17 protein-coding genes and 1 pseudogene are annotated in these 21,777 nt (G+C 72.2%); 5 read left to right on the forward strand and 13 right to left on the reverse strand.

Going from position 1 to position 21,777, the window contains the following annotated elements; translation table 11 throughout:
* Positions 1–5: 5 nt before the first annotated feature.
* The 4 genes from OG310_RS31755 to OG310_RS31770 form a co-directional block, all read right to left on the reverse strand.
* A complete protein-coding gene (locus tag OG310_RS31755; RefSeq protein WP_329459281.1) occupies positions 6–1,763 on the reverse strand; it encodes a TIGR03767 family metallophosphoesterase in 1,758 nt (585 codons plus the stop codon).
* Between the two features lie 627 nt (positions 1,764–2,390).
* A complete protein-coding gene (locus OG310_RS31760) occupies positions 2,391–3,158 on the reverse strand; it encodes a glycoside hydrolase family 75 protein (RefSeq protein ID WP_329459282.1) in 768 nt (255 codons plus the stop codon).
* 165 nt (positions 3,159–3,323) lie between these two features.
* Positions 3,324–3,797 carry an NUDIX domain-containing protein gene (locus tag OG310_RS31765; protein WP_329459283.1) on the reverse strand — a complete coding sequence of 158 codons (474 nt, stop codon included), beginning with the start codon at positions 3,795–3,797 and terminating at the stop codon, positions 3,324–3,326.
* A gap of 281 nt (positions 3,798–4,078) precedes the next feature.
* Positions 4,079–5,899, reverse strand: a complete 1,821-nt coding sequence (locus OG310_RS31770; protein WP_329459284.1) for a coagulation factor 5/8 type domain-containing protein — start codon at positions 5,897–5,899, stop codon at positions 4,079–4,081.
* A 328-nt stretch (positions 5,900–6,227) separates the two neighbouring features.
* Here OG310_RS31770 and OG310_RS31775 point away from each other — a divergent pair, with 328 nt between their 5' ends.
* A complete protein-coding gene (locus OG310_RS31775; RefSeq protein WP_329459285.1) occupies positions 6,228–6,677 on the forward strand; it encodes an ATP-binding protein in 450 nt (149 codons plus the stop codon).
* 513 nt (positions 6,678–7,190) lie between these two features.
* On the opposite strand, the gene OG310_RS31780 is transcribed toward OG310_RS31775, so the two are convergent.
* The 5 genes from OG310_RS31780 to dhaK all read right to left on the reverse strand — a co-directional run bounded on the left by OG310_RS31780 (position 7,191) and on the right by dhaK (position 13,291).
* Positions 7,191–8,060 (reverse strand): ABC transporter substrate-binding protein, encoded by an 870-nt coding sequence (locus OG310_RS31780; protein ID WP_329459286.1) that lies wholly within the window; start codon positions 8,058–8,060, stop codon positions 7,191–7,193.
* A gap of 300 nt (positions 8,061–8,360) precedes the next feature.
* Positions 8,361–10,667 carry an FdhF/YdeP family oxidoreductase gene (locus tag OG310_RS31785; protein WP_329459287.1) on the reverse strand — a complete coding sequence of 769 codons (2,307 nt, stop codon included), beginning with the start codon at positions 10,665–10,667 and terminating at the stop codon, positions 8,361–8,363.
* A gap of 475 nt (positions 10,668–11,142) precedes the next feature.
* Positions 11,143–11,571: a dihydroxyacetone kinase phosphoryl donor subunit DhaM gene (dhaM, locus tag OG310_RS31790; protein ID WP_329459288.1), complete on the reverse strand. Its 429-nt coding sequence runs from the start codon at positions 11,569–11,571 to the stop codon at positions 11,143–11,145.
* On the reverse strand, positions 11,568–12,215 hold the full coding sequence (dhaL, locus tag OG310_RS31795; RefSeq protein WP_329459289.1) for a dihydroxyacetone kinase subunit DhaL: 648 nt from the start codon (positions 12,213–12,215) through the stop codon (positions 11,568–11,570). The genes dhaM and dhaL overlap by 4 nt, the downstream gene beginning before the upstream one ends.
* Positions 12,216–12,298: 83 nt before the next feature.
* The gene (gene dhaK / locus OG310_RS31800; protein WP_329459290.1) at positions 12,299–13,291 is read right to left on the reverse strand and encodes a dihydroxyacetone kinase subunit DhaK; all 993 of its coding nucleotides are present in this window, start codon (positions 13,289–13,291) and stop codon (positions 12,299–12,301) included.
* A gap of 1,134 nt (positions 13,292–14,425) precedes the next feature.
* Here dhaK and OG310_RS31805 point away from each other — a divergent pair.
* Positions 14,426–14,615, forward strand: a pseudogene (locus OG310_RS31805) (lyase family protein); the annotation flags it as partial.
* A gap of 258 nt (positions 14,616–14,873) precedes the next feature.
* On the opposite strand, the gene OG310_RS31810 reads toward OG310_RS31805, so the two are convergent.
* Complete coding sequence (locus tag OG310_RS31810) at positions 14,874–15,779, reverse strand: alpha/beta fold hydrolase (protein ID WP_329459291.1); 906 nt, start codon at positions 15,777–15,779, stop codon at positions 14,874–14,876.
* A gap of 85 nt (positions 15,780–15,864) precedes the next feature.
* The gene (locus OG310_RS31815; RefSeq protein WP_329459292.1) at positions 15,865–16,833 is read right to left on the reverse strand and encodes an RNA polymerase sigma factor; all 969 of its coding nucleotides are present in this window, start codon (positions 16,831–16,833) and stop codon (positions 15,865–15,867) included.
* A gap of 275 nt (positions 16,834–17,108) precedes the next feature.
* Here OG310_RS31815 and OG310_RS31820 point away from each other — a divergent pair, with 275 nt between their 5' ends.
* The 3 genes from OG310_RS31820 (at position 17,109) to OG310_RS31830 (ending at position 19,244) form a co-directional block, all read left to right on the forward strand.
* The gene (locus OG310_RS31820) at positions 17,109–17,357 is read left to right on the forward strand and encodes a hypothetical protein (protein ID WP_329459293.1); all 249 of its coding nucleotides are present in this window, start codon (positions 17,109–17,111) and stop codon (positions 17,355–17,357) included.
* A gap of 919 nt (positions 17,358–18,276) precedes the next feature.
* Positions 18,277–18,987: an RNA polymerase sigma factor gene (locus OG310_RS31825; RefSeq protein ID WP_329459294.1), complete on the forward strand. Its 711-nt coding sequence runs from the start codon at positions 18,277–18,279 to the stop codon at positions 18,985–18,987.
* A complete protein-coding gene (locus OG310_RS31830; RefSeq protein WP_329459295.1) occupies positions 18,984–19,244 on the forward strand; it encodes a hypothetical protein in 261 nt (86 codons plus the stop codon). Before OG310_RS31825 ends, OG310_RS31830 begins: the two co-directional genes overlap by 4 nt.
* Positions 19,245–19,950: 706 nt before the next feature.
* On the opposite strand, the gene OG310_RS31835 is transcribed toward OG310_RS31830, so the two are convergent.
* Entirely contained in the window at positions 19,951–21,174 is a 1,224-nt protein-coding gene (locus OG310_RS31835; protein WP_329460483.1) for a YbfB/YjiJ family MFS transporter, read from the reverse strand.
* 273 nt (positions 21,175–21,447) lie between these two features.
* Positions 21,448–21,750, reverse strand: a complete 303-nt coding sequence (locus OG310_RS31840; protein ID WP_329459296.1) for a muconolactone Delta-isomerase family protein — start codon at positions 21,748–21,750, stop codon at positions 21,448–21,450.
* Positions 21,751–21,777: the final 27 nt, after the last annotated feature.

Here is a 21,777-nt window from a genome sequence, read left to right on the forward strand (position 1 = left end):
GCGCCTCAGCGGCTCAGCAGCAGTTCCGTGTTGCGGTCGTCCGCCGAGCCGTACGCGGTGGTGCTCGCGCCCGGCGCGTTGTGTGCGAACTCGCGGTACATGGAGGCGAGTCCGGTCTGCGACAGGTCCTGCATGTCGGTACGCGCGGGAGCGCCCGACTCGATCAGGGTGGTGAACAGGGACAGGGTGCCGTCGCCGTTGTCCGCGATCTCGATGACACGCGCGAGTTGCGGACGGTCCACGTGCGAGGCGGTGGAGATCTCCCAGAAGCTGCCGTGCGGCAGGATCCGGTTGCGGTGGCTGTGCCCGTTGACCCACGCGCGGACGTTATGGTGCCGGCGCAGCAGCGCGACCATCTCGTCGCCGGTGTGCCGTGCCTCGTGCGGCTTCGCCGGGTCGGGATGGGTGTTCGTCATCGTCCAGCTGTTGTGGTGGCTGAAGACGATCACGTGCGCGTCCTGGTGGAGGGTGAGCGTGCGCTCCAGCCAGGTCAGCTGCTCGGTGCCCACCGAGCCGAGGAAGTGGCCGCCCCGGTCGGTGGTGTCCACGCTGACGCCGATGACGTTCTCGCCCATGGGGAAGGTGTAGTACTGCGTGTTCGCCGCGAGGTTGTCGGCCGTGTAGCCGTGGCCGTGCGGCCCGGGGCCGGTGCGGGACGGGTCCAGGTGCGCGGCGAGGTAGTCGCGCGGGGTGAACGGCGCCCTGCGCTCGTCCGGGGTGACCGCCCGCATGTGGCGCCGCTCGCGCCGGAGCAGGGCCACGAGTTCGTCGCCCGAGGGGTGGCTGCCCGCGGTGAGGATCTTTCGCAGCGGCTCGGCCTCGCTCTCGGTCACGGCGTACAACTTGCGCCCGCCCACGGCGAATTCGGCGAGGTACCCGGACCTGTCGGCCATGGCGCCGCTCGCGAGGGCGTCGTGGTTGCCGACCGTCGAGTACCAGGGGATGCGCAGACCGGGGCTGGTGACGGGACGGATCACCGCGTCGAGGTAGCCGGCGAGACGGGGGAAGCCGAGGCGTGTGTCGACGTCGCGGACCGTGGACCCGGGCTGCCAGTACAGCTTCTCGCCGGAGTTCTGCGTTCCCTCGTAGTGCCGCGGGTCACCGGTGTTGGGAGTGATCCGTCCGCCGCTCATCACGGTGAGGTACCAGTCGAGCTCGGCACGGGAGTTGTTGTCCGTGTTGTCCCCCGTGGTCACCGCGAAGGACAGGGGCGATCCGGTGGCGGGGCCGTTCCTGATCGCGTTGATCCGCTCGACCAGCGCCACCGCGCCCGGCACCGACAGCGCCTCCTGGGGCCGCCAGCCGGTCAGGTCCGCGCCGCGCAGGTACTCGGTGCGTACGGGGTGCTGCACGTCCGCCAGATGCAGGTCGGTCAGCTGGACGAACGCGGTGAGCGTGGTGCGCCGGGAGGCGCGTGCCGCTCCCGGCGCGGCCAGTTCGCGGCGCACCACCCGGCGCCATCCGGGGCCGTCCGCGAGCCGTTGGTAGCGGGTCCGGGTCTCGACGGGTGTCGCCACCGAGTCGAGGGTGGTGCGCGCCGGCACCCTCGGCGCCCGTGCCCCGGTCGTGGTGTCCGCGGCGCTGCGGGGAGAGGGCACGGCGGGATGCGCGGGAGCGGCGGCGGGAGCGACGGCCGTCGCCTCGCCCGAGCCCCGGCCCACGCCCAGCGTGAGGCCGATTCCGGCGGAGGCGCCGACGGCCCCGGCGGCGGTGAGGAAGTGACGGCGGTCCAGGGAGGTGACTGCGGAGCGTATGCGGGACATGGTGGCCTTCCTCGGGTGAGGATGCGACGTCGGGGTGGCCCCACGGGCGACGCCCCGGGCACACTTCGATGCTTGACACCGGGTGTGGCCTGTGCGTGAACGAGGTTCCAACGTCTGGCGCCCATCACCGGACAGGGATCACCGGCGCCCGGAGCCGTCCCCGACCTCATGCCCGCGCGACCGGATCCGGTCACTCACCGTTCACCGCTCGGGGAAGGGGAGCGGACAGCCGGCGCACAGACGGCCCATGGCGGCTGCCCGCCCCGCGGCCCCGACGGGCGTCCCCGGGGCCCCGGGCCCGCCGCCCCGGGGGGAGCCCCTTGCGAGGCTGCGCGGGCCGGTGTCGCGGCGATCCGCCGGGCACAGCGGGGGGCCTGGCGCCTCCGGGCCCGCGCGGCCGGGACACCCGACGGGAAGAATCTTGGAAGCGGCGTGCATGAGGCCCCCGCGCCCGGGGCACACGCATTCTCGACCCGAGCCCGCGGCCTCTCCCCCCTTGGCCGCCGGAGCTCGTCGGCCCCACCGGTCCGTCCCCCCGGCCGGTGGGGCCGCCCCTTTTCCGGCGCGGCCCGCCACCTTCCGGCGCGGCCCGCTATTTCTCCGGGGCGGTCCGCTGCCGCGAAGCCGTCACCGTGTGCCCGCCACGAACTCCCGCGCCAGCCGGTCGCCCATCCGCACGGCGGCCGCGTGGCTCTCCAGCGGCTCCACCTTCGTGTTCCTGAACAGGATGTACGTCACGTCCTTCGGCGTGCCCCCGCCCGCCGGGTCCGGCGTGATGCCGAGCGCGTGCGCCGTCGCGTACGACGCCTCGCCGATCAGCCCGGCCGGACCGGTGTCGCCGACGATCGCGTACTGCACCTGCCCGTCGTGCACGACGGCGGCGAGCCCGCCGCCGCGGATGCCCGAGGCCCGGTAGTCCCATGTGCCGCTCGGGTCGGGCACCACGACGTAGGGCAGTTCCTCCGCGTCGAGCGGCTGCCCGTCCGACTGCGGGAACGCCGTCATGTTCTGGAACTCGGAGTCCGTGTCCTCGTTGCAGTGGGCGGTGGCCCGGCCGTCGCAGTCGATGTCCAGGTCGGCCTTCCAGAACACGGCGCCCTTCGTGCCGCACACCGGCACGGCCGGCTCGTCGTCCTCGTCGTCCATCCGGAACATGCCGTTGGACTCCGGCTCGCAGCGAGCGGCCCGGGCGAGCAGTTGCGCCGCGGTCACCGAACCCTCCTGGAGGAAGGCGGTGGGCGGCCCGGCCGCGCCGGTGAGCGCGTCCGGCAAGGCGCCTCGCAGGGCGCTCGTCCGTTCGGCCGGCGCCGAGGAGGACAGGGACAGGTGGGGGAGTACGGACGCGGCGGCCAAGAACGTGCCGGCCGCGGCGACGACATGCGTGCGGTAACGCACCGAAGGGGGCCTTTCGTCATGACGGGGAGCGGAGAACGGAGAGCGGAGAACGAGCACGGGCGGCGGCGCCTGCCGTCCCGGCCCCGGCGGCGAGGCGAGGGCTGTGGCGAGGCGAGGGCGGCGGCCCGGGCCGGTCGGCCCGGCGCTGCGGCACCGGAGAACGGGTCAGCCGGCGTCGGATATGTGCAGGCCGAGCCGGTCGAGGAAGATCCGCTGTCCCGCGACCAGCCGTTTCTCGGCCTCCTCGGCGGACACCCAGGCCACCCGGTCGAGCTCGGGGAAATCGCGCTGGATGCCGGAGCCGCGCGGCCACTCCATGCGGAACGTGCCGAAGACGGCGTCGGCCGGGTCCAGCTCCCCCTCGACGGCCCAGGCCGTGACCGTCTTGCCGCCGCGCTGCCGGTGCTCGCCCAGGGGGATCCAGGGGCCCTCGGGCGGCGTCAGCCCCAGCTCCTCGCTGAACTCGCGGCGCGCCGCGTCCTTCGGCCGCTCGTCGTCCTCGTACTCGCCCTTCGGCATCGACCAGGCCGCGGCCTCGCGGCGCGCCCAGAAGGGGCCGCCCATGTGGCCGATGAGTACCTCCGTACCGTCGCCCGTGCGCCGGTACACCAGGAGTCCCGCGCTTCGCTTGCCCGACATGCCGTCAAGTCTGCTGCGGCCCGCGGCGCACCGCTCGAACTGATGCGCCATCCGGGCGCGGTGGCGGGCCGGCCGGGGACGGGGAGGGCGGGATCCGGGCCGCGGCCCGGCGCCGCGGCCCCGGGCAGGGGGCAGGGCCCGGCCGGTGGGGGGTGCGGGGGGAGCCTGGCCGGGCCCTGCGGGAGTGGTGGCACGGTGCCGGCGTCACGTCCGCGCGGGGCACGGGCGCGACGCCGGTGGTGGCGCCGGCCGCCGGCCCAGGACCGGCGGCCGGCGCGTCGTCACGGGTAGGAGACCACGTTGGAGGGAACGGTGCTGGTGCCCGAGGTGGCGGTGCCGGTGCTGTTGATGGCGTGCTTGTACTGGCCCATCCCGCCGAGCGAGACCACCAGCACGTCGTGGAACTTCACGCCCGACTTCTGCGGGACCTCGAAGCCGTGGTCCACCTGGATGCTCGGGGCCGCGGTGAAGTTGCAGTAGCTGCCGACCCCCCACGCCTCGTGCGTGTTGACCGCGGCGTCCACCTTGTAGGCGGCGTAGCCGGCCGTCGAACCGTTCTGGATGGCGGCCTGGTTGGGGGCGTCGTAGGCCAGTTCGTTCTGGAAGAAGATGGTGCGGCCGCCCTCGCCGCTCCACTCCACGCAGTACTTGTTGAAGTGCTCGACGAACAGGCCGGTGGCGAGCACGTTGGCACCGTTGACCTTGAGCCCGTAGTCGGCCCTGTTGGTCTCCCAGCCGACGCCCGCGCCGTGGTCCGCGCGCCAGATCCAGGTGTGGTCGATGATGGTGTTCGCGCTGTTGATCTCCATGCTGGTGGTGGCCTTGCCCGCGCCCGCGCCGCCGATCCGGACGAACACGTCCTGCACCGTTGTCGGGTTCGAGGCGTGGCTCGCGGACGCGCCCGCGGGCCCGACCCGCAGCAGGTACGGCGAGTTGGTGGTGCCGGCGTCGAGCAGGAAGCCCGCCAGCTTGATGCCGTCGACGTCGGCGGTCTGCATGGCCGTCACGCCGTTGTCCGGGATGATCGTCGGGTAGCCGATGCCGAGCACCACGGTGTTCGCACGGGTGATGTTGATCGTCTGGTCCACGTGGTAAATGCCCGGCGTGAACAGCAGGTTCAGGCCCTGCGAGAGGGCCTGGTTGATGGTCGCGGCGGTGGCTCCGGCCTTCACCACGTAGAACTGCGAGAGCGGGATGGACGTGCCGGGGGTGGAGCCGTTCGCCCAGGACACACCGCGGGCGTTCGTCCGCAGCGACGGCACGAAGACCGCGTAGTCACTGCCGTTGAGGTAGAGGTACGGCTTCTCCCGGGAGACGGGCGTCGTGTCGAGCGTGGTGTACACGGGGTTGGGGAAGCTCTGCCCGGGCGCGCCGGTCACGCCCGAGAACACCATGTTCCAGACGCCGTTGCCCCAGCCGCCGATCTGGCTGTCCCGGGTGTACCACTGCTGTTGCGAGTACGGCGAGATGGTGCCGTCGACTTTGCTGTCGGCGATGTAGCCGCCACTCGCCCAACCGTAGCCGTTGGGGGCGAGGTTGAGCCCGCCCTTGATGTGCATGCGGCGGAACGGGGCGGCCTGGGCGACCGCCCACCGGTCCGTGCCGCTGACCGGTGTCAGCGCCATGTTCTCGGCCGAACGCCAGAAGTTCTGCGTGGCGTTGCCGTTGAACCAGCCGGCGTCCACGGTCACGTCGCCGTTGATCTGCACGTCGTCGGGGTTGCGGCCGAGACCGGCGATCGAGGTGTAGAAGCCGATCTGCGCGTTGAGGCCGTTGTACGTACCGGGCTTGAACAGCAGCGCGTACCGGCCCGTGCCGAACTGCGCGGACTCCTGCTGGTGGAAGATCGTGTCCAGGGTTCCCTGGATGTTGGCGGTCGAGGGGTCGAAGACGATGACGTTGGGCCCGAGGTCGCCGCCGCCGGAGACGGCGGGCGACGCCGCTCTCGCCGGCCGGCCGGCGGCCCGGGGTGCGGCACCCGCCGTGGCGGCGGGCAGGAACGCGGAACCGAGGACGGCACCGGCGGCGGCAGCGGTGAACGCGCGGCGGCTGAGCCGGGAGGACCCGTTCTCGCGGGAAGGGTCCTGAGGAGGTTGCTGCATGGGGGGATGGACCTCCTGGGCAGAGGGAGACATGGGGGCGGGGCACCCGGAGAGCGTGAGAGCGCTCTCTGGGTAGGTGCGATGGTTCTCCGGTGTTACGTACGCGTCAAGACTTGTGCGCGAACGAGCGGTTCCCGGGACCAGATTCGTCAACAAGTAACGGCGAAAAACGGGTGGTTGGCCCTGCATGGCGGGCCTTGGGGCAGATGCCCGTTCGGCTTGTGACGGCAGGTTCGCGGCCCCCGAACCTGATTGACGCGGCTCCTGGCGGGAACCAGGAGGACCGAGGCCTGAAACCGCCCACGCAAAGTGGAGAGGAGTGGTCCGGATGCACGCGAGCGGGCACACCCACCGGGGTGCCGCACGTGTCACCTATACCTTGCCCAGTTCGGACACGTCACCGGGCTGGGCGCGCTACCTCACCGACGCCTACCTGACCCGTGACCGTGCGGGGAACATCGATCGCGAGCAGATCGAGGACGCCCGGATCGTCGTGTCCGAACTGGTCACCAACGCCACCCGCCACGGCAGCGGCAGCTGCCTCCTGCGCCTCACGGTGCGGCGGGGCTGCGTCACGGTGGAGGTCCACGACGACAACCCGGCCCGGCCCGTGCTCAGGGAGCTCCGGGCGGACGACCCGGTGCTCACCGCCGAATCGCCCGAGGCGCTCCCGGAGAGGGGCCGTGGCATCGCCATGGTGCGCGGGCTCTCCCACCGCTTCTCCGTCTGCGGGTCGCCCGAGGACGGCAAGACCGTACAGGCGGTCCTGAGCGGCTGACCCCGGCGGCTCCCACGGACGCGACGGGGGTACGGCAGCGCGGTCGCTGTCCGCCGAGCCACGGACAGGCCGGGAGCGGGACCCGGCCGTCCGCGATTCCGCTTCCCGTACCGGCGCTCAATTGGCCGATCACGGGATCGGACCACCCGCCGGATCCCCGGATCGCGCCGTCGGACCGCATCACCGGACCCCGGATCGCGCCGTCGGACCGCATTACCGGACCCCGGATCGCGCCGTCGGACCGCATCACCGGACCCCGGATCGCGCCGTCGGTCCGCATCACCGGACCCCGGATCGCGCCGTCGGACCGACCGCGGATCGCACCGTCGGACGGACGGACGAAGGGCCCGTCCGCTCCCGGCCCCGCCCCCGGCCCGCCTCCTGCCTCCCGCCTTCCTCCGGGTTCGCGGGTTGGCGGGTTCGGGACGATCCCCGCGCGTAGGCACCGGTCGGGGCCCTTCGCCCGGCGGCGGCCCCGGCCCGGACCGGAGCAGGCTCCCGCGCGCCGGCCTGTCACATGGCGTCGGCGACCGTGTCGAAGAAGCGCGCGTGCGCGTGGTGGCTCGCAGGCGGCTCCGGATTCCAGGGCAGGACCTGCGCCCGCTCCACGATCTCCCGCCAGCCCGCGCTCCCGGCCAGTTGCCCGGCCGGCGCGGCGTTCGCCCGCACGTCCGCGAGGACGATGTCGGGACGTAGCCCGGCGGCCTCGGCCCACTCGACGGTGCGCCAGTTCCCGCCCCCGTCGCCCTCCGGGTCGGCCAGGGAGACGCCGAGTTCGCTCAGGGCCCGCAGATCGGGCCACGCGGCCGGACGCGCCAGGTACGCCGTGTCCGCTCCCGCCGCCGACAGGGCAAGGACGCGCGGCCGTACCGTACGCGCCGCCAGCGTCCGCAACCGCTCCTGCGCGCGGGCGAGTTCCGCCTCGCCCGGCGCGCTCGCGCCGGACGGGGCGCCGAGCGAACGGGCAAGCTCGGTGAACCGGTCCCGCACCCCGGCCAGCGAACGGGACGTGCCCACGTCGAGCACGACGAGCGGCACCTGCTCGCCGAGGTGCTTCGCCGCGTCCGGGTCCAGGCCGTAGACCTGGTCGCCGCCGTAGGTCACCGCCACGACCAGGTCCGGCGCGGCCGCCACCAGCGCGTCGACGTCGACGCCACTGCCCGATCCGAAGGACCGTATCTCCGTCAGGGGCAGGCCGCCCGCCTTGGCCGGGTCCTGCCGCTCCCCGTCGTGGTGCGAGCCGAAGATGCCCGCGGGGTGCAGCCCGTGGTCCCACAGCGTCGCCCCGGCCTGGATGTATGCGACGAGCCGCGCGGGGCGGCTCGGTGCGGTGACCCGAAGGCCGCGATCGTCTGTGAAGTCCCAGGTGTGCTGCGCATCCATGGTCGAACCCGCCTCGATCCCGTCGATTCCCGTCCGTGCACGGCGCGTCGGACGCCTGGAGACTCCCTGCCCAGCCGGGAGCGCACGGATACCACCGGGATCGTGGGAAGGGCCACATAGCGCCACGGGAAGCGCACACGCGGTCAACGGGGCTCCCGCTACGGCCGGATGCGCCCGCGCCGAAGGCATCGACGTCGCACGGTGCCGCGCATGCCCGGCGGCGCTCCCGCCGCGCCCCGCATCGGGCGCACCCCGGCCACCGCATGGCCCCCGCGGCGGCCCGCACCCGGCGGCCGGGCGTCAGAGCGCGGGGGCGCGGCCCGCCGGCTCCAGGCGTACGACCAGCGACTTGGAGACGGGTGTGTTGCTGACCTCGGCGACCGCGTCGAGCGGGACCAGCGCGTTGGCCTCGGGGAAGTACGCGGCCGCGCAACCGCGGGCCGTCGGATAGGAGACCACGCGGTAGTCGAGGACGGCCCGGTCCACGCCGTCGGCGTATTCGCTGTGCACGTCCACGAGTTGACCGTCCGCGAAACCCAGCTCGGCGAGGTCCGCCGGGTTGACGAAGATCACCTGGCGACCGTGACGCACGCCCCGGTAACGGTCGTTGAGGCTGTAGATCGTCGTGTTGAACTGGTCGTGCGCGCGGACCGTCTGGAGGATCAGCCGCCCGACGGGACGCTCGACGTGTTCCAGCTGGTTGACGGTGAGCTGGGCCTTGCCGCTCGGCGTCGGGAACGTACGGGTGTCGCGCGGTCCGTGCGGCAGCACGAAGCCGCCGGGTACGCGCGTCTTCTCGTTGTACGCGTCGCAGCCGGGCACGACGTTCGCGATGTGGTCCCGGATCCGGTCGTAGTCGGACTCGAAGCCGGCCCAGTCGACGGGCACACTGTCGCCGAGCACCGCACGGGCGAGCCGGCAGATGATCGCCGTCTCGGAGAGCAGGCGCGGCGAGACCGGTTCGACCTTGCCCCACGAGGGGTGGACCGCGCACACGGTGTCCTCGACCGTGACGTACTGCTCGCCCGAGGTCTGCCGGTCGATCTCCGTACGGCCCATCGTCGGCAGGATCAGCGCCTCCCGGCCCACGACCGTGTGCGAGCGGTTGAGCTTCGTCGAGACCTGCACCGTCATGTCCAGCATCCGCATCGCCCGCTCGACGGCGGCCGTGTCCGACACGGCCCCCACGACGTTGCCGCCCAGCGAGACCCACATCCGCAACGTGCCCGCAAGCGCCGCCCGGATCGCCTTCACGGAGTCGAGGCCGTGCGCGCGCGGCGGGTCGAAGTGGAACTCGCGCTGGAGCGCGTCGAGGAACGGCTCGTCCATCTGCTCCCAGATGCCCATGGTCCGGTCGCCCTGCACGTTGCTGTGCCCGCGGATCGGCGAGGCGCCGGCGCCCGGCTTGCCGATGTTGCCGCGCAGCAGCAGGAGGTTGATGATCTCCTTGATCGTGTCGACGGCCTTCTTGTGCTGGGTGAGCCCCATCGCCCAGGTGACGATGGTCCGGTCCGAGGCGATGTACGCGTCCGCCAGGTCGTCGATCTGCTCGCCCGTGAGGCCCGTCGAGGCGAGTACGGCCGCCTCGTCGAGACCGTCCAGGTGCGCGCGGAACGCGTCGAGCCCCTCGCAGTGGCGCTGAAGGAAGGAATGGTCGAGGACGGTGCCCGGCGCACGGTCCTCGGCTGCCAGCACCCGCTTCGAGACGGCCTGCAGAAGCGCCATGTCGCCGGAGAGCCTGATCTGGAGGAACTCGTCCGCGATGACGGTGCCCCGGCCGGCCAGACCGCGCGCCGTCTGCGGGTTCTTGTAACGCGAGAAGGCGGCCTCCGGCAGCGGGTTGACGGCGACGATCCTCGCGCCGGCCCGCTTCGCGTCCTCCAGCGCCGTCAGCATCCTCGGATGGTTCGTGCCCGGGTTCTGCCCCATGACGATGATGAGGTCGGCCTTCTCGAAGTCGTCGTACTCGATGGTCGACTTGCCCACGCCGATCGACTCGCCGAGCGCGGCGCCCGTCGACTCGTGGCACATGTTCGAGCAGTCGGGCAGGTTGTTCGTACCGAAGGCACGGGCGAACAACTGGTAGACGAAAGCCGCCTCGTTCGAGGCGCGCCCGCTCGTGTAGAAGGCGGCCTCGTCCGGGGAGTCCAGGCCGGTGAGCCGCTCCGCGATCAGGGAGAACGCCCGTACCCAGCTGACCGGTTCGTAGTGATCGCCGTCGGCGGGTTTGTAGACGGGCTCGACCAGGCGGCCCTGCTGGCCCAGCCAGTACTCGGAGCGTGTGCTGAGGTCGGTCAGCGAATGCGCGGACCAGAACGAGGCAGGGACCGTCAGGGGAGTGGCCTCCCAGGTGACGGCCCGCGCGCCGTTCTCGCAGAACTCGGCCGTCTTGCGGTGCGTGGGATCGGGCCACGCGCAGCTCATGCAGTCGAAGCCGTCCCGCTGGTTCATGGCGGTGAGCAGCTTCGCGCTGCGGGACACCCCCATACGGCGCAGCGCGGGACCCATGGAGTGCATGATCGCGGGCAGTCCCACGGCGTAGTCGTGCGGACGCGACACCTCCACACGCTCCTCGCGCCGACTGGCTCCCCTGTCCGCCATCGCCATGACCTGCCGCTTTCTCTCGCCCGGGTGCCTACCAGGTGCGTGTACCCGCCTCTCACCGTGGAATTCTGGGGGCCGGGCCGCAACGTGGGGAGGAAGAATCCCCCGGAGATCGGTGGGGTCCGGGGGCCCGCGGTTCATCGGTTCCTGTGATGTCCCGGATGCGCGATTGCACGGGTCTCGATTGCACAGGTCGCGGTTGCATGGGTTCGTGGCGCACGGTGAGCGCATCGGGCCGCGAGGACGCGGGTGTGCTGGGGACGCAGGTGAGCGTGGGGGGCGCGCCGGACGTACCAGGGCCCCGTACGCGACTGTCGCATCGCGGACGGGGCCCAGGTGTGCAGGGGTCGGCCGACGTGCTCCATCCGGCCGGCGGGTGCCCGGCGGCCCGTGGACGCGGGTACACGGGCCCGCGGGCCGTGCGCGGCCGACACCCACGCCGCCGCAGGGTGCCGCAGCGGCGTGGTGCCCGGGCGCTCTACTCCTTGCGGTAGTCGTACGCCTCGGTCGCCGCCGCCACCACCGCGTCGAGATCGGCGCCCGCCGACGCGGTCACCACCGCGGCGAGCGCGCCCTCCACGAACGGCGCGTCCACCAGCCGTGAGTTCTCCGGCAGCTCGTCGCCGTCCGCCAGCAGCGTCTTCACCGTCAGGACCGCGCTGCCCAGGTCCACCAGCAGGGCCACCCCCGCACCGCTGTCCACCTGCGCCGCGGCGGCGCTGATCAGGTCGGCGCTGGTACCGAGGCCACCGTCCGGGGTCCCGCCCGCCGCCGCGACCGGCGCCGTGCTGCCGCCGCCCGCGAGGCCCTTCGCCAGTTCGGCGACGGCGGACGCGACAGCGGCGCTGTGCGAGACGAGCACGATCCCCACGAGGGGCGCCGGGCTCCCGGCGTCCGCCGCGCTCACTGTCCGCCCTCCGTCGAGGCGCCCGGCCCGACCGTCTCGGCGAGGGTCGCGACCAGCAGCGCGGCCGAGGTGGCCCCCGGATCCTGATGACCGATGCTGCGCGGGCCGAGGTAGCTGGCCCTGCCCTTACGCGCCTGGAGGGGCGTCGTCGACTCCGCGCCCTGCTCGGCCGCCTGCGCGGCCCCCGTGTATGAGCGGGCCAGGGCCAGGGCCGCCGGCTCCAGCGCGTCCAGCATCGTCTTGTCGCCCGCCTTCGCGCCGCCCAGCTGCGCCACCGCCGCGACGGCCTGCCCGAGCGCGTCGGCCAGCTGCCGCCTGTCGACCTCCGCCGCGTCGCCCAGGCCCTTGCCCATACGCCGCAGCAGCGTGCCGTACAGGGGTCCGGACGCCCCGCCGACCGTCGAGATCAGCTGCCGCCCCGCGAGGGTCAGCACGGCCCCCGGCGTGGCGGGTGCCTCCTTCGCCAGAACCTCCGCGACCGCGCGGAAACCGCGCTGGAGGTTGCTGCCGTGGTCGGCGTCACCGATCGCCGCGTCGAGATCCGTCAGGTGCGCGGCCTCGCGTTCCACGGCCGCCGCACACGCGGTGAGCCACCTGATGAAGAAGGCCGCGTCGAGGCCCGGCCCGGACTGTTGCTCTGCCACGTCATCTCCTCGCGCCCGTAATGCCTGCTGCCCGCACCGCGCGTGCGGACGAAGCCCTGCGAGCCGTACGGCTCCGTGGCATGTCAGCGGCCCCAGCGCAGGGCGGGTGTCTCCACCGGTGCGTCCCACAGTCGCAGCAGGTCCTCGTCCACCTCGCAGAGGGAGACCGAGCAGCCCGCCATGTCCAGGGACGTCACATAGTTGCCGACGAGCGTACGGGCCACGGATATCCCACGCTCACCCAGCACCCGCTGTACCTCGGCATTGAACCCGTACAGCTCCAGGAGGGGCGTGGCGCCCATGCCGTTGACCAGGGCGATCACCGGCCTGCGGGGCTGGAGGTCGTCGAGCACCGCGCCCACCGCGAAGTCCGCGATCTCGCGGGAGGTCATCATGGCGCGCCGTTCACGACCGGGCTCGCCATGGATGCCGATGCCCAGCTCCAGCTCGCCCTCCGGCAGGTCGAACGTCGGGCTGCCCTTGGCGGGCGTGCTGACGGCGGTCAGCGCCACGCCGAAGCTGCGCGAGGCCTCGTTGACCTGGCGGCCTATCGCCTCGACCCGCTCCAGCGGCAGGCCCTCCTCGGCGGCGGCGCCCGCGATCTTCTCGACGAACAGGGTGGCGCCCGTACCTCGCCGGCCCGCGGTGAAGAGACTGTCGGTCACGGCGACGTCGTCGTTCACGAGGACTTTCCCGACCTGGACGCCCTCGTCCTCGGCCAGCTCGGCGGCCATGTCGAAATTGAGCACGTCGCCCGTGTAGTTCTTCACGATGAACAGCACACCGGAACCGCTGTCCACGGCGGTTGCCGCGCGCACCATCTGATCGGGTACGGGGCTGGTGAACACCTCACCGGGACACGCGGCGGAGAGCATGCCCGGCCCGACGAACCCGCCGTGCAGTGGCTCGTGCCCGGATCCGCCGCCGGACACCAGCCCGACCTTTCCGGCCACGGGCGCGTCCCGCCGTACGACGACGCGGTTCTCGACATCCACGGAGAGGGACGGGTGGGCGGCGGCCATACCGCGCAAGGCGTCCGCGACCACGGTCTCCGGCACGTTGATGAGCATCTTCACGGGTACCTCCTATGTTGCGTAGCAGCAGGGTCAGCGACCTGTGTTTGTGCTGGTCAGAGCTAAGCGGGGTGGTTCGCGATCGTGGCGCTCCAGGGCGGTCGCGAGCGGGTTGAGGCGGTGCTGATGCTGACGGGACGCTGACATCACTGACGGGGCGTCAGGCCTCCGCGACGACTCGGCTGGAGCCGCTGGGAGCCCTACGGAGCCAGTATCGGCCTCGTAGGGGTGAAGGTCACCTGGGAGGACAACCGCAGTGTTCGGGCGGGGGAGGCGGCGTTTTCGCTGGACAGCTGTCTCATGATTCCCGGACCGGAAGCAGAACATGCGTGCGTTGCGCCGACATGGCGGCGTCAACACCGCCGCCCGAGCAAGGTCATTAGCCATCATGTGCTTCACCGCCGCGATGATCCGCTCAGGCCGTGGAAAGCAATCAGGTCCACGGCGTTGAGTTCTGCCGCTATACGGTCCTTCATGGTGCTCTTTCGCACTTTACCCCAGCTCAGAAGCAAGAACAGCTTGAGTGCCGACGTCGGGACCGCCGTAAGGGAAACGCCGCTCAGTGGAGATCCTCCCGGTGGACGCGATGGCCCGATCGTCCTGGTGACGCAGCGGCGTCACAGGTGGCTCTCCGTGTCCACCGATGTCCCGCGGGCCCGGCCGGAACGACTCTCGTGCGCCCGCTTCGGCGGCCGGCCCCGCGGGCCGATGACGCTGTTGCCGGTTGCTTCGGTTCGGCATTCCGCTGCCCGATCCACGCGCCAACCGCCCCACGTGCCCTGGTCGTTTCGCGGACGGCCGGTTCGCGTGTCTGCGTGCCGCCGTACCGCAACGGTCCGGCTCGGTCCCCCCGTGTTCACCCTCCCAACGCGGCCAGGGACGATGCGGTGAGCACACCGAGACGGCGGTGGATGCCTGCCGCGGCAAGACGGGAGGTGACGCGAACGTGGCGAGGCCGGGCAGGTTCGTCATGCGCGGTGCCCGCTGAGCAGCGCGGTCGGGCGGAAGCCCTGATGCGGCGGGCCTTCAGGCTCGCTTGACGCTCGGAGCCGTCAGGTGTGTTGAGGTGCGATCCGGGTGCGGCCAGCCCTGGACGGGAGCATGGTTCAGCGTGCACTCCGCACTCCGCACTCCGCACTGCGCGGTCCGGCCGTCGCTCTGATGAAGATCGCCAACGACATGCGCTGGCTGGCCTCCGGGCCGCGTACCGGCTTCGCGGAGTTGCGGCTGCCCCCCGAACGAACCCGGCTCCTCGATCATGCCCGGGAAGGTGAACCCGGCCCAGTGCGAGGCCATCGTGATGATCGCCATTCAGGTGCTGGGCGACGGGACGGCACGCGGGATCCTGGTCCTGCGTACCGGCCGGCCCCGCTCACACACACTCTTCCGCCGATCACCGCTGCGGCTATCACCCCAAACATCCGCCGAGCCGCCGCGACTCCGGCAAGAGTCGCGGCGGCCGGATACACGCGGCCTTCGTCAGATCAACTGGACAGGCCGGGAAGAGTCAGTGACCCGGGGGTCGCCTGATCCGCCGGGCACGGCCCCCGGCGCCGCAACGACCGAGCGAGGCCTGGGAAGAAGCTCATGCCGTGCCGCGCGCTCCACTTGTCACGAAACGCGTCACCGCCTGCGCAAAGGCTTCCGGCTCCTCGATGTGGCCGAAGTGTCCGCTCTTCTCCAGGATCAGCAACTCCGAACCGGGGATGAGCCGGTGCAGTTCCTCGGCCCACCGCACCCCGCAGATGACGTCGTGGCGGCCGACGAGAACGAGGGCCGGCACGGTGAGGGACCCGAGGTCCCCACGGTCGTCGATCACCTGCGGGGACAGGGTCTCGTCGAGCCCGGAGATGTGGGTGGCCCGCAGCGAGGAGCGCAGGGGAGCGAACTCCCCCTCCCGGCCCCAGTAGTCGGCGAAGTACGCGGGGATCAAGCCTCTGGCGACGGCTGTCATCTGTGCGTCGTCGGAGATGGTGGCGATGGCTTGGAAGGCAGCCAGGACCGCCGGGAGCTCCGGATGGTCGGCGTGCTGTGCGGCGAACAGCTCGACCTGGCGCATCGCTTCGGCGCCGTGCTCGGGCCCGGTCAGCGGCGCGCTCTCGTAAAGGACGATCCCGGCGACCTGTTCGGGGTGGTGCAGGGCGTGGTACTGGGCGACGAAGCCGCCGTGCGAGTGACCCAGAAGGTGCACCGTGGAGACGCCGAGGTGCTCGATCAGCGCTTCCAGGAACCGGCTGTAGCGGGTCCGGGTGTAGCCGTGGGGGTGGGAGGGCAGGTGGCCGGAGGTGCCGGTGCCGATCGGCTCCGGGTAGACGATGGTGAGGTGCTGTTCCAGCACGGGCATGCGCAGGTACTCCCAGTCGATGCCCGGTCCGCCGGAATGAGCGACGCACACCGGTCCCGTGCCGTGGACGTGGTAGCGCTGGACGACTCCGTCGATTTCGACGGTGTGCGTTCCGGTGGCCAGGGGGCTGGTTGCCGAGGTGGTCATGGGTTCTCCGTATCCGGCAGCTGTTGATGACAGCTGCAGGACGATGGAGGGATGACAAAGTTCGCGCGGGGGAATGTGATGCCCGTCACATTGGCGTGAGTGACTGGAGGGCCTGCACCGGCCTGGGATGCACGAGACGCAGCCGGTGCGGACGGCCGGCGTCGTCCTTGGTCATGAGCCAGGCCACCGAGGGCGGGCAGTGGCCGGGATCGTCGGCGGGGTTGAGGAGGTCCATCTCCCAGACGACGACGGAGCGGCCGGCCACGGCGTGGACCAGGCGCTGCCGTACGCCGGCGTCGAGATCACCGTTCATACCGTGCACGAGGACGCTCCTGCCACCCACGGGTTGCTGCCCCCTGAGCAGAGTGATCTCCGGCGACCAGCGCTCCCTCAGCAACGCGTCGAAGCGTCCGCTCTCGGCGGCGGCCAGTGTCTCGCGCGCCTCGCTGCCGCTGGCCCGGGTGCGCTGCGCGGCGTCGCCGTACGGGACGTCCGCAGTGGCGGCGAGGGCCGTCGCGAGCTTGGTGCGCCCCTGGTGGAGCCGGCTGCGGACCGTGCCGACCGGGACCCCGCAGGCGTCGGCAATCTGCTCGTAGGACGTCACGCGGGTGCTGAAGTGACGCAGTACCAGGGGCAGGCGCAGCACGGGGGACACCCCTTCCAAGGCTTCCCAGATCCAGTCCCGCATCGTGTGGTGCTCCAGCCACTGCTCCGGGCCGGCGTCCGCGGACGTCAGGTGCAGATCGTCGATCGGCCGGGTGGGAACAGAGCCGCGCACCAGGGAACGGCAGGCATTGCGCACGATCATCCGCAGCCACGCGCCCACAGCGGCCGGGTCGCGGACGTCGCCGACGCGGCGGAGTGCGGCAACCGCCGCGTCCTGGATCACGTCGTCGACGTCGGGCCCCGGCCCCAGAATGCTCAGCGCCACTGCCCGCATCCCTGCCCGGTGCCGTTCCAGCAGCAGACCCAGAGCGGCGACATCACCCGCCTGTGCGGCACGCGTGAGCACAGCGTCCTCGATGTGCGTGGCCTCACCGGCGTTCCAGTCCATGGGATGGCATTCCTCTCTCCACGTCTCCCGCCCTGCCACTGACGGTACTGCGGGCGGTTCGGTGGCGTCACGGCCGTCAGCGGGGCGCCGCACCGCGGACACCGCGGGGAAGGAGACGGCAGGCGCGCCGATGTGACCCTGCTCCTCACCGTGTCCCGCCGGTGACTGAACGTGACAGCTGGGCCCGCCGGAGGCGATCCCGGTGGCAGGGCCGGGGCCGCTCGGCAGGGCCGGTGCCGCCCCCAGGGTGGGGCCGTCGGATCTTCGCGTCGCCCGTGGCTGTCTCCTGGGACGTCGAAGCGGCCTTCGTGGACGATGACACGGTCGTTGGCGGCGCCTCCGAATGTCATCAGCACTATTTGACGGCTCGTCACTGGCTGGTCGACGTCGAGCATATGGACCTGCTGGATGGGCTCTCCTACTCCCCGGTCTCCGGGCCTGCGCGCGCGGCTGGGAGCGGCCGATGGTCCACGATCGCGAAGGACGGGACGGTGCACCTGTGGGAGTTGGGCCAAGAGAAGTGACGTCGGCCTGGTGGCACTCGCGCCGTTCGGGCGACGTCGCCTGTTGGCGCCCGGACGCGTGGGGCACGGTACGCGTGGGGCACGGTACGCGCGGGGAACGGGATACGTCCGGTGCGGCGGGATATGCGCGGTGCGGCAGGTCGGCGGACGTCGGGAGTGCCGACGTCGGGAGTGCCGACGTCGGGAGTGCCGACGTCGGGAGTGCCGACGTCGGGAGGGTCGGCGGAAAAGGGTTTGTCGCTCCAGGCCGTGGAGCGCTCCGAGGCCGGTCGGAGGAACCGGCAGATCACGATGTGCTGTTCCACCTCTCGTACAGCGCGGTGCGGCGCGTTGGTCGATGGTGCCGGCTTCGCCGCTCTCTCGGCGGTGCGGTGGCCCCGGTGACGGCTGCGACAGCTGTGACGGATGTGACGGCTGTCACGGTCTGGGACAGGAGGGGTGGGGTAACGGGATGTTGAAACAAGACGCGGCAGAGGCCTGGGGAGGTCAGTGCCGCGGCGGCCGCGAGGCCCCCGCTCCGGCGGGGCCCTCGCCGCCCGCGCCGAGTAACCGGGCCGTGGCCGGCGTGAGCACTGTGCCCGGCCGGGCACCGAGGCGAACCCCACGGGGCCGGGCGCTCGAAGGCTCCCAGGCCGACCACCTGGCGTCGCTGTGATCGCCGGCCCATGACAGGGGCCCACGGCCTCTTGTATGCAGTCAACTCGCCGGCAGCGGCAGCGGCAGCGGCACCGTCACGGTCCTCGCCGTCGACCGCCTCGCGCGGCTCCGGGTCGTCCCTCGGGCGGCGGGGCCCCGGTGAGCGTCGCTGTCCATGACGGACTCGTCTGCTCGGCGTGCGGCACGGCCAGTGAGGATTCCGCCCGTGCACCGACGGTCCGTTGCCGGGGCCGCTCCCCGAAGTCCCTTTAGGATGAGAGCCATGGCTGCCGCAGACGACGTCGACGAGGAGGATGACGGCGAGCCCGTCCTCGAAGCCTCAGGTGAGCGGCCCGGACAGCCCCCGGTCCTCCTCGATGCCGTGTCCCAGGGGTGGGTGGACGCCCTGGCGTCCCGGGGAGTGCGCTACGAGGAGGCGTGCTCCCGGTTGCACGCCGAGCTGTTGCGTATCGCGTTCAAGGAACTGCACCGGCGGCGGGGGCGGCACCGGATCTCGGGTCCCGAACTGGACGATCTCGCCCATCAGTCGGCGAACGACGCGCTCCTCGCCATCACCAGGAAGGCCGGCGGCTTCCGGGGTGAGAGCCGCTTCACCACCTGGGCCTACAAGTTCGTCGTCTTCGAGGTCTCCACCAAGATCGGCCGGCACTTCTGGCGGACCGCGGGGATGCCTCTGGAGACGGAGGACTGGGAGCGGCTGCCGGACCGGCTCGGCATGGATCCGGAGACTCAGTCGCAGGCCAGGGAACTGGCCGACGCACTGCACAGGGCCGTGGACGAGGTGCTCACCGTCCACCAGCGCCGCGTCTTCGTCGCCGTGGTCCTCCACGCGGTCCCCCTCGAAGCGCTCGTCAAGGAATGGGGGACGAACCGCAACGCCGTCTACAAGACGATGTTCGACGCGCGGCGCAAGCTGCGATCCCGTCTTGAGGCGCAGGGCTATCTCGACACCGGTGCCGGAGGGCGGGCATGAACCATATCGACGAGTCGGCGCCCGCGGCCCGGCTGAACGCCTTCCTCGCCACGGATCCACGCGACGTGGGCTGTGAGCGGGCCATGGAACTCCTGCACGTGTACGTCGACGTGGTCGCGGACGGCGGGAGCCAGGAACGCTTCGCCGGCGTCGTGGCCCACCTGCGGGCGTGCGGGCCGTGTTCGGAGGAGTTCGACGGGCTGCTCGACGCGGTGTCCGAGGGATGGGGCGGCCCGGGGGTTCCGCGAGACCGCTGAGAGCCGGGAGCCCCGGGGGAGCCGGAAGCCCTCGGGGGCCCGGGCGCGGCCTGGACCGTCGGTTCCGCGGGCCCCGCGGGTGAGCGGCTGCGACGTCATGGCCTCGCACACCCCGTCGGTGACGGCGAACCGATCGCCCGCGCGGCTCCCCGGCCCGGATCGGCTCCCTGAGCCGCGCGGCTCCGGCGCGGATCGGCTCCCGCTGCCGGGCGGCCCGGGCGGCCGGGCGGCCCGGGCGGCCCGGACGAATTCCCCTGACGTCCTGTGCGAAGGACCGTGTGCGCGGATCGTTGCGGACCGGATCGCCGAGAAGCCGGATCGTTGCGGTCCGGGCCGCCGAGAAGCCGGATCGTTGCGGTCCGGGCCGCCGAGAAGCCGGATCGTTGCGGTCCGGGCCGCCGAGAAGCCGGATCGTTGCGGTCCGGGCCGCCGAGAAGCCGGATCGTTGCGGTCCGGGCCGCCGAGAAGCCGGATCGTTGCGGTCCGGGCCGCCGAGAAGCCGGATCGTTGCGGTCCGGACCGCCGAGAAACCGAATCGCCGCGGACCGGACCGGACCGACGGGCGAGTGTGCCGTGGTGGGCGTACGGCCCGGACGGCCCGGCCGGGGAGACGCACGTTCCAGGACATGCCACCTGACGCCCTCGCCGCTCCTCGGGCCGGACTCGGCTCCCCGGGCGGGTCGGCTGTGTGCCACGATCGGCGCCCCTACCTGCCGGGGGAGGAGACACCCGCCGTCCTGGACGTGTCCGGCCCGCCACTGGCGCCGTCGGCGAACGCGGTCGCCTGGGGCATGTGGTGGGGGAAGCGGATACGCAGCACGCCGGCGGCCAGTGCCGCGGCGGCGGTGACGGCGGCCGCCAGGAGCAGGGCCTGGTGGTAACCGTGGTGCAGGAGCGGGGCGGCGGTGAGCGGGCCGAGGATCTGCCCCACGGAATAGCCGGCGGTCAGCAGGGCCACGGCACGCGGGAACCGCAGGTGGGTGCCGGTGGCGAGAGCCAGGGTGGCGACTCCGAGGAAGGTCGCCCCGAACAGGAACGCGGAGACCAGAGCCGCCGCGACGCCGCCGACGAGGGCGGGCAGCGCGATCCCGATGCCCTGGACCGTCAGGGACGCGGCCAGCAGGGTGGGGCGGGAGAACGTCCTGCCGAGCCAGGTCCACAGCGCGGAGGCGGGTACGGCCGCGAGCCCGACCAGGACCCAGGCGCCGCTGCCGATCCAGCCGGGCGAACCCTGGCCGATCGCCGCGACGAGGAAGGTCCCGGCGATGATGTAGCCGACGCCTTCGAGGGTGTAGCTGACGAACAGCGCGATGAACCAGCGACGGGTGCGCGGCACGTTCGCCCTCGCGCCTCCCTGTGCACGGGTGGCGCCGTTGCCGGCCTGGGCCTGCGCCTGGTCCTGTGCCGGCAGCGGGGCCTGTGGTGGCGGTGGTGATTCGGTGCGCAGATTCCACGAGGCAACGGCGAACAGGGCGGTCAGGGCCGCGGACGCCCACCAGGCGTCCCGCCAGTCCCCGGCGGAGCGCAGCAGCAGGACGAGGATCCCGGACAGGGCGATGCCGGCGCCGACCCCGCCGAAGGCCCAACCGGGCAGGTGGGCCGGGTGCTCCCGCAGGTGGCCGAGGAGCGAGTTGACGGCGATGACGAAGATCAGGGCGCTGGTCAGTCCGGCCAGCAGCCGCAGCGCGAGCCACATCGTGGTGCTCTGCGTCAGGGGCATGGCGGCGAGGGTGGCGACCAGGACGACCAGGGAGGCCCGCAGGAGCGCCGCTGAGCGGACCAGACGGGGGGCGAGGGTCCCGACCAGGGCGCCCGCGAGGTAGCCGACGTAGTTGGAGGTGGCGAGATCGGCCCCCGCCGATGCCGACAGACCCGCCTGCGCGTGCATCAGGGGCAGGATCGGGGTGTAGACGAACCGCCCGACACCCATGCCGGCCGCGAGGGCCGCGGCGGCCTGCACGACATGCGCCCAGGGGGACAGGGCGGCGGGGCTCCGCAGGGTTACCGCGCTCATGACAAGTACGTCCTCGAAGGATCGATACGCGCTGACGTGCCGGGCGACGGATGCCGGGAGCCGGACACCTCGTGCCGGTGGTGCCGGCCGTCTCGCGGAGAGAGGCGCCCGGGGTGCCGGCCGCCCTGCCCGTCCTGCCCGTCCTGCACGTCCTGCCAGGTGGCGTCCCGCCGGGGTTGCTGGTCCCGGCTACCGGGCGAGCGCCGGGTCCCCCGGATCGTTGGGGTGCGGCTCGACCGGGGTGATCACCGGTGTCATCCAGATGTGGAGCGGGAGGGTGCCGAGCACGTTCTCGCGCAGATCGCTCTCGTCGTCGGCGCGCCACAGGCCGATGCTGCGCAGCTCGCCCACCGGTCGCCACAGGCGCACCAGGTGCCCGTCGGCGGTGAGTTCCCCGGCACGCACGGCCTCGGCCGCCCGTCGCCGGTCGACTTCGGCGGGGTCGGTGCCTGCCGGGATCGTCGTGGTCAGTTCGACCAGGTATTCCTTCACGATGTCTCTCCCCTTCGTCCTGTGCGC

The sequence above is a fragment of the Streptomyces sp. NBC_01497 genome, from assembly GCF_036250695.1.
Lineage (GTDB): Bacteria > Actinomycetota > Actinomycetes > Streptomycetales > Streptomycetaceae > Streptomyces.

Bases quoted from the DNA above. Each gene is read 5' to 3' on its own strand.
- OG310_RS31755 (WP_329459281.1), bottom strand. From the start codon at position 1,763: ATGTCCCGCATACGCTCCGCAGTCACCTCCCTGGACCGCCGTCACTTC.
- OG310_RS31765 (WP_329459283.1), bottom strand. From the start codon at position 3,797: ATGTCGGGCAAGCGAAGCGCGGGACTCCTGGTGTACCGGCGCACGGGC.
- OG310_RS31770 (WP_329459284.1), bottom strand. From the start codon at position 5,899: ATGCAGCAACCTCCTCAGGACCCTTCCCGCGAGAACGGGTCCTCCCGG.
- OG310_RS31775 (WP_329459285.1), top strand. From the start codon at position 6,228: ATGCACGCGAGCGGGCACACCCACCGGGGTGCCGCACGTGTCACCTAT.
- OG310_RS31780 (WP_329459286.1), bottom strand. From the start codon at position 8,060: ATGGATGCGCAGCACACCTGGGACTTCACAGACGATCGCGGCCTTCGG.
- OG310_RS31785 (WP_329459287.1), bottom strand. From the start codon at position 10,667: ATGGCGATGGCGGACAGGGGAGCCAGTCGGCGCGAGGAGCGTGTGGAG.
- OG310_RS31810 (WP_329459291.1), bottom strand. From the start codon at position 15,779: ATGACCACCTCGGCAACCAGCCCCCTGGCCACCGGAACGCACACCGTC.
- OG310_RS31815 (WP_329459292.1), bottom strand. From the start codon at position 16,833: ATGGACTGGAACGCCGGTGAGGCCACGCACATCGAGGACGCTGTGCTC.
- OG310_RS31825 (WP_329459294.1), top strand. From the start codon at position 18,277: ATGGCTGCCGCAGACGACGTCGACGAGGAGGATGACGGCGAGCCCGTC.
- OG310_RS31830 (WP_329459295.1), top strand. From the start codon at position 18,984: ATGAACCATATCGACGAGTCGGCGCCCGCGGCCCGGCTGAACGCCTTC.
- OG310_RS31835 (WP_329460483.1), bottom strand. From the start codon at position 21,174: ATGGGTGTCGGGCGGTTCGTCTACACCCCGATCCTGCCCCTGATGCAC.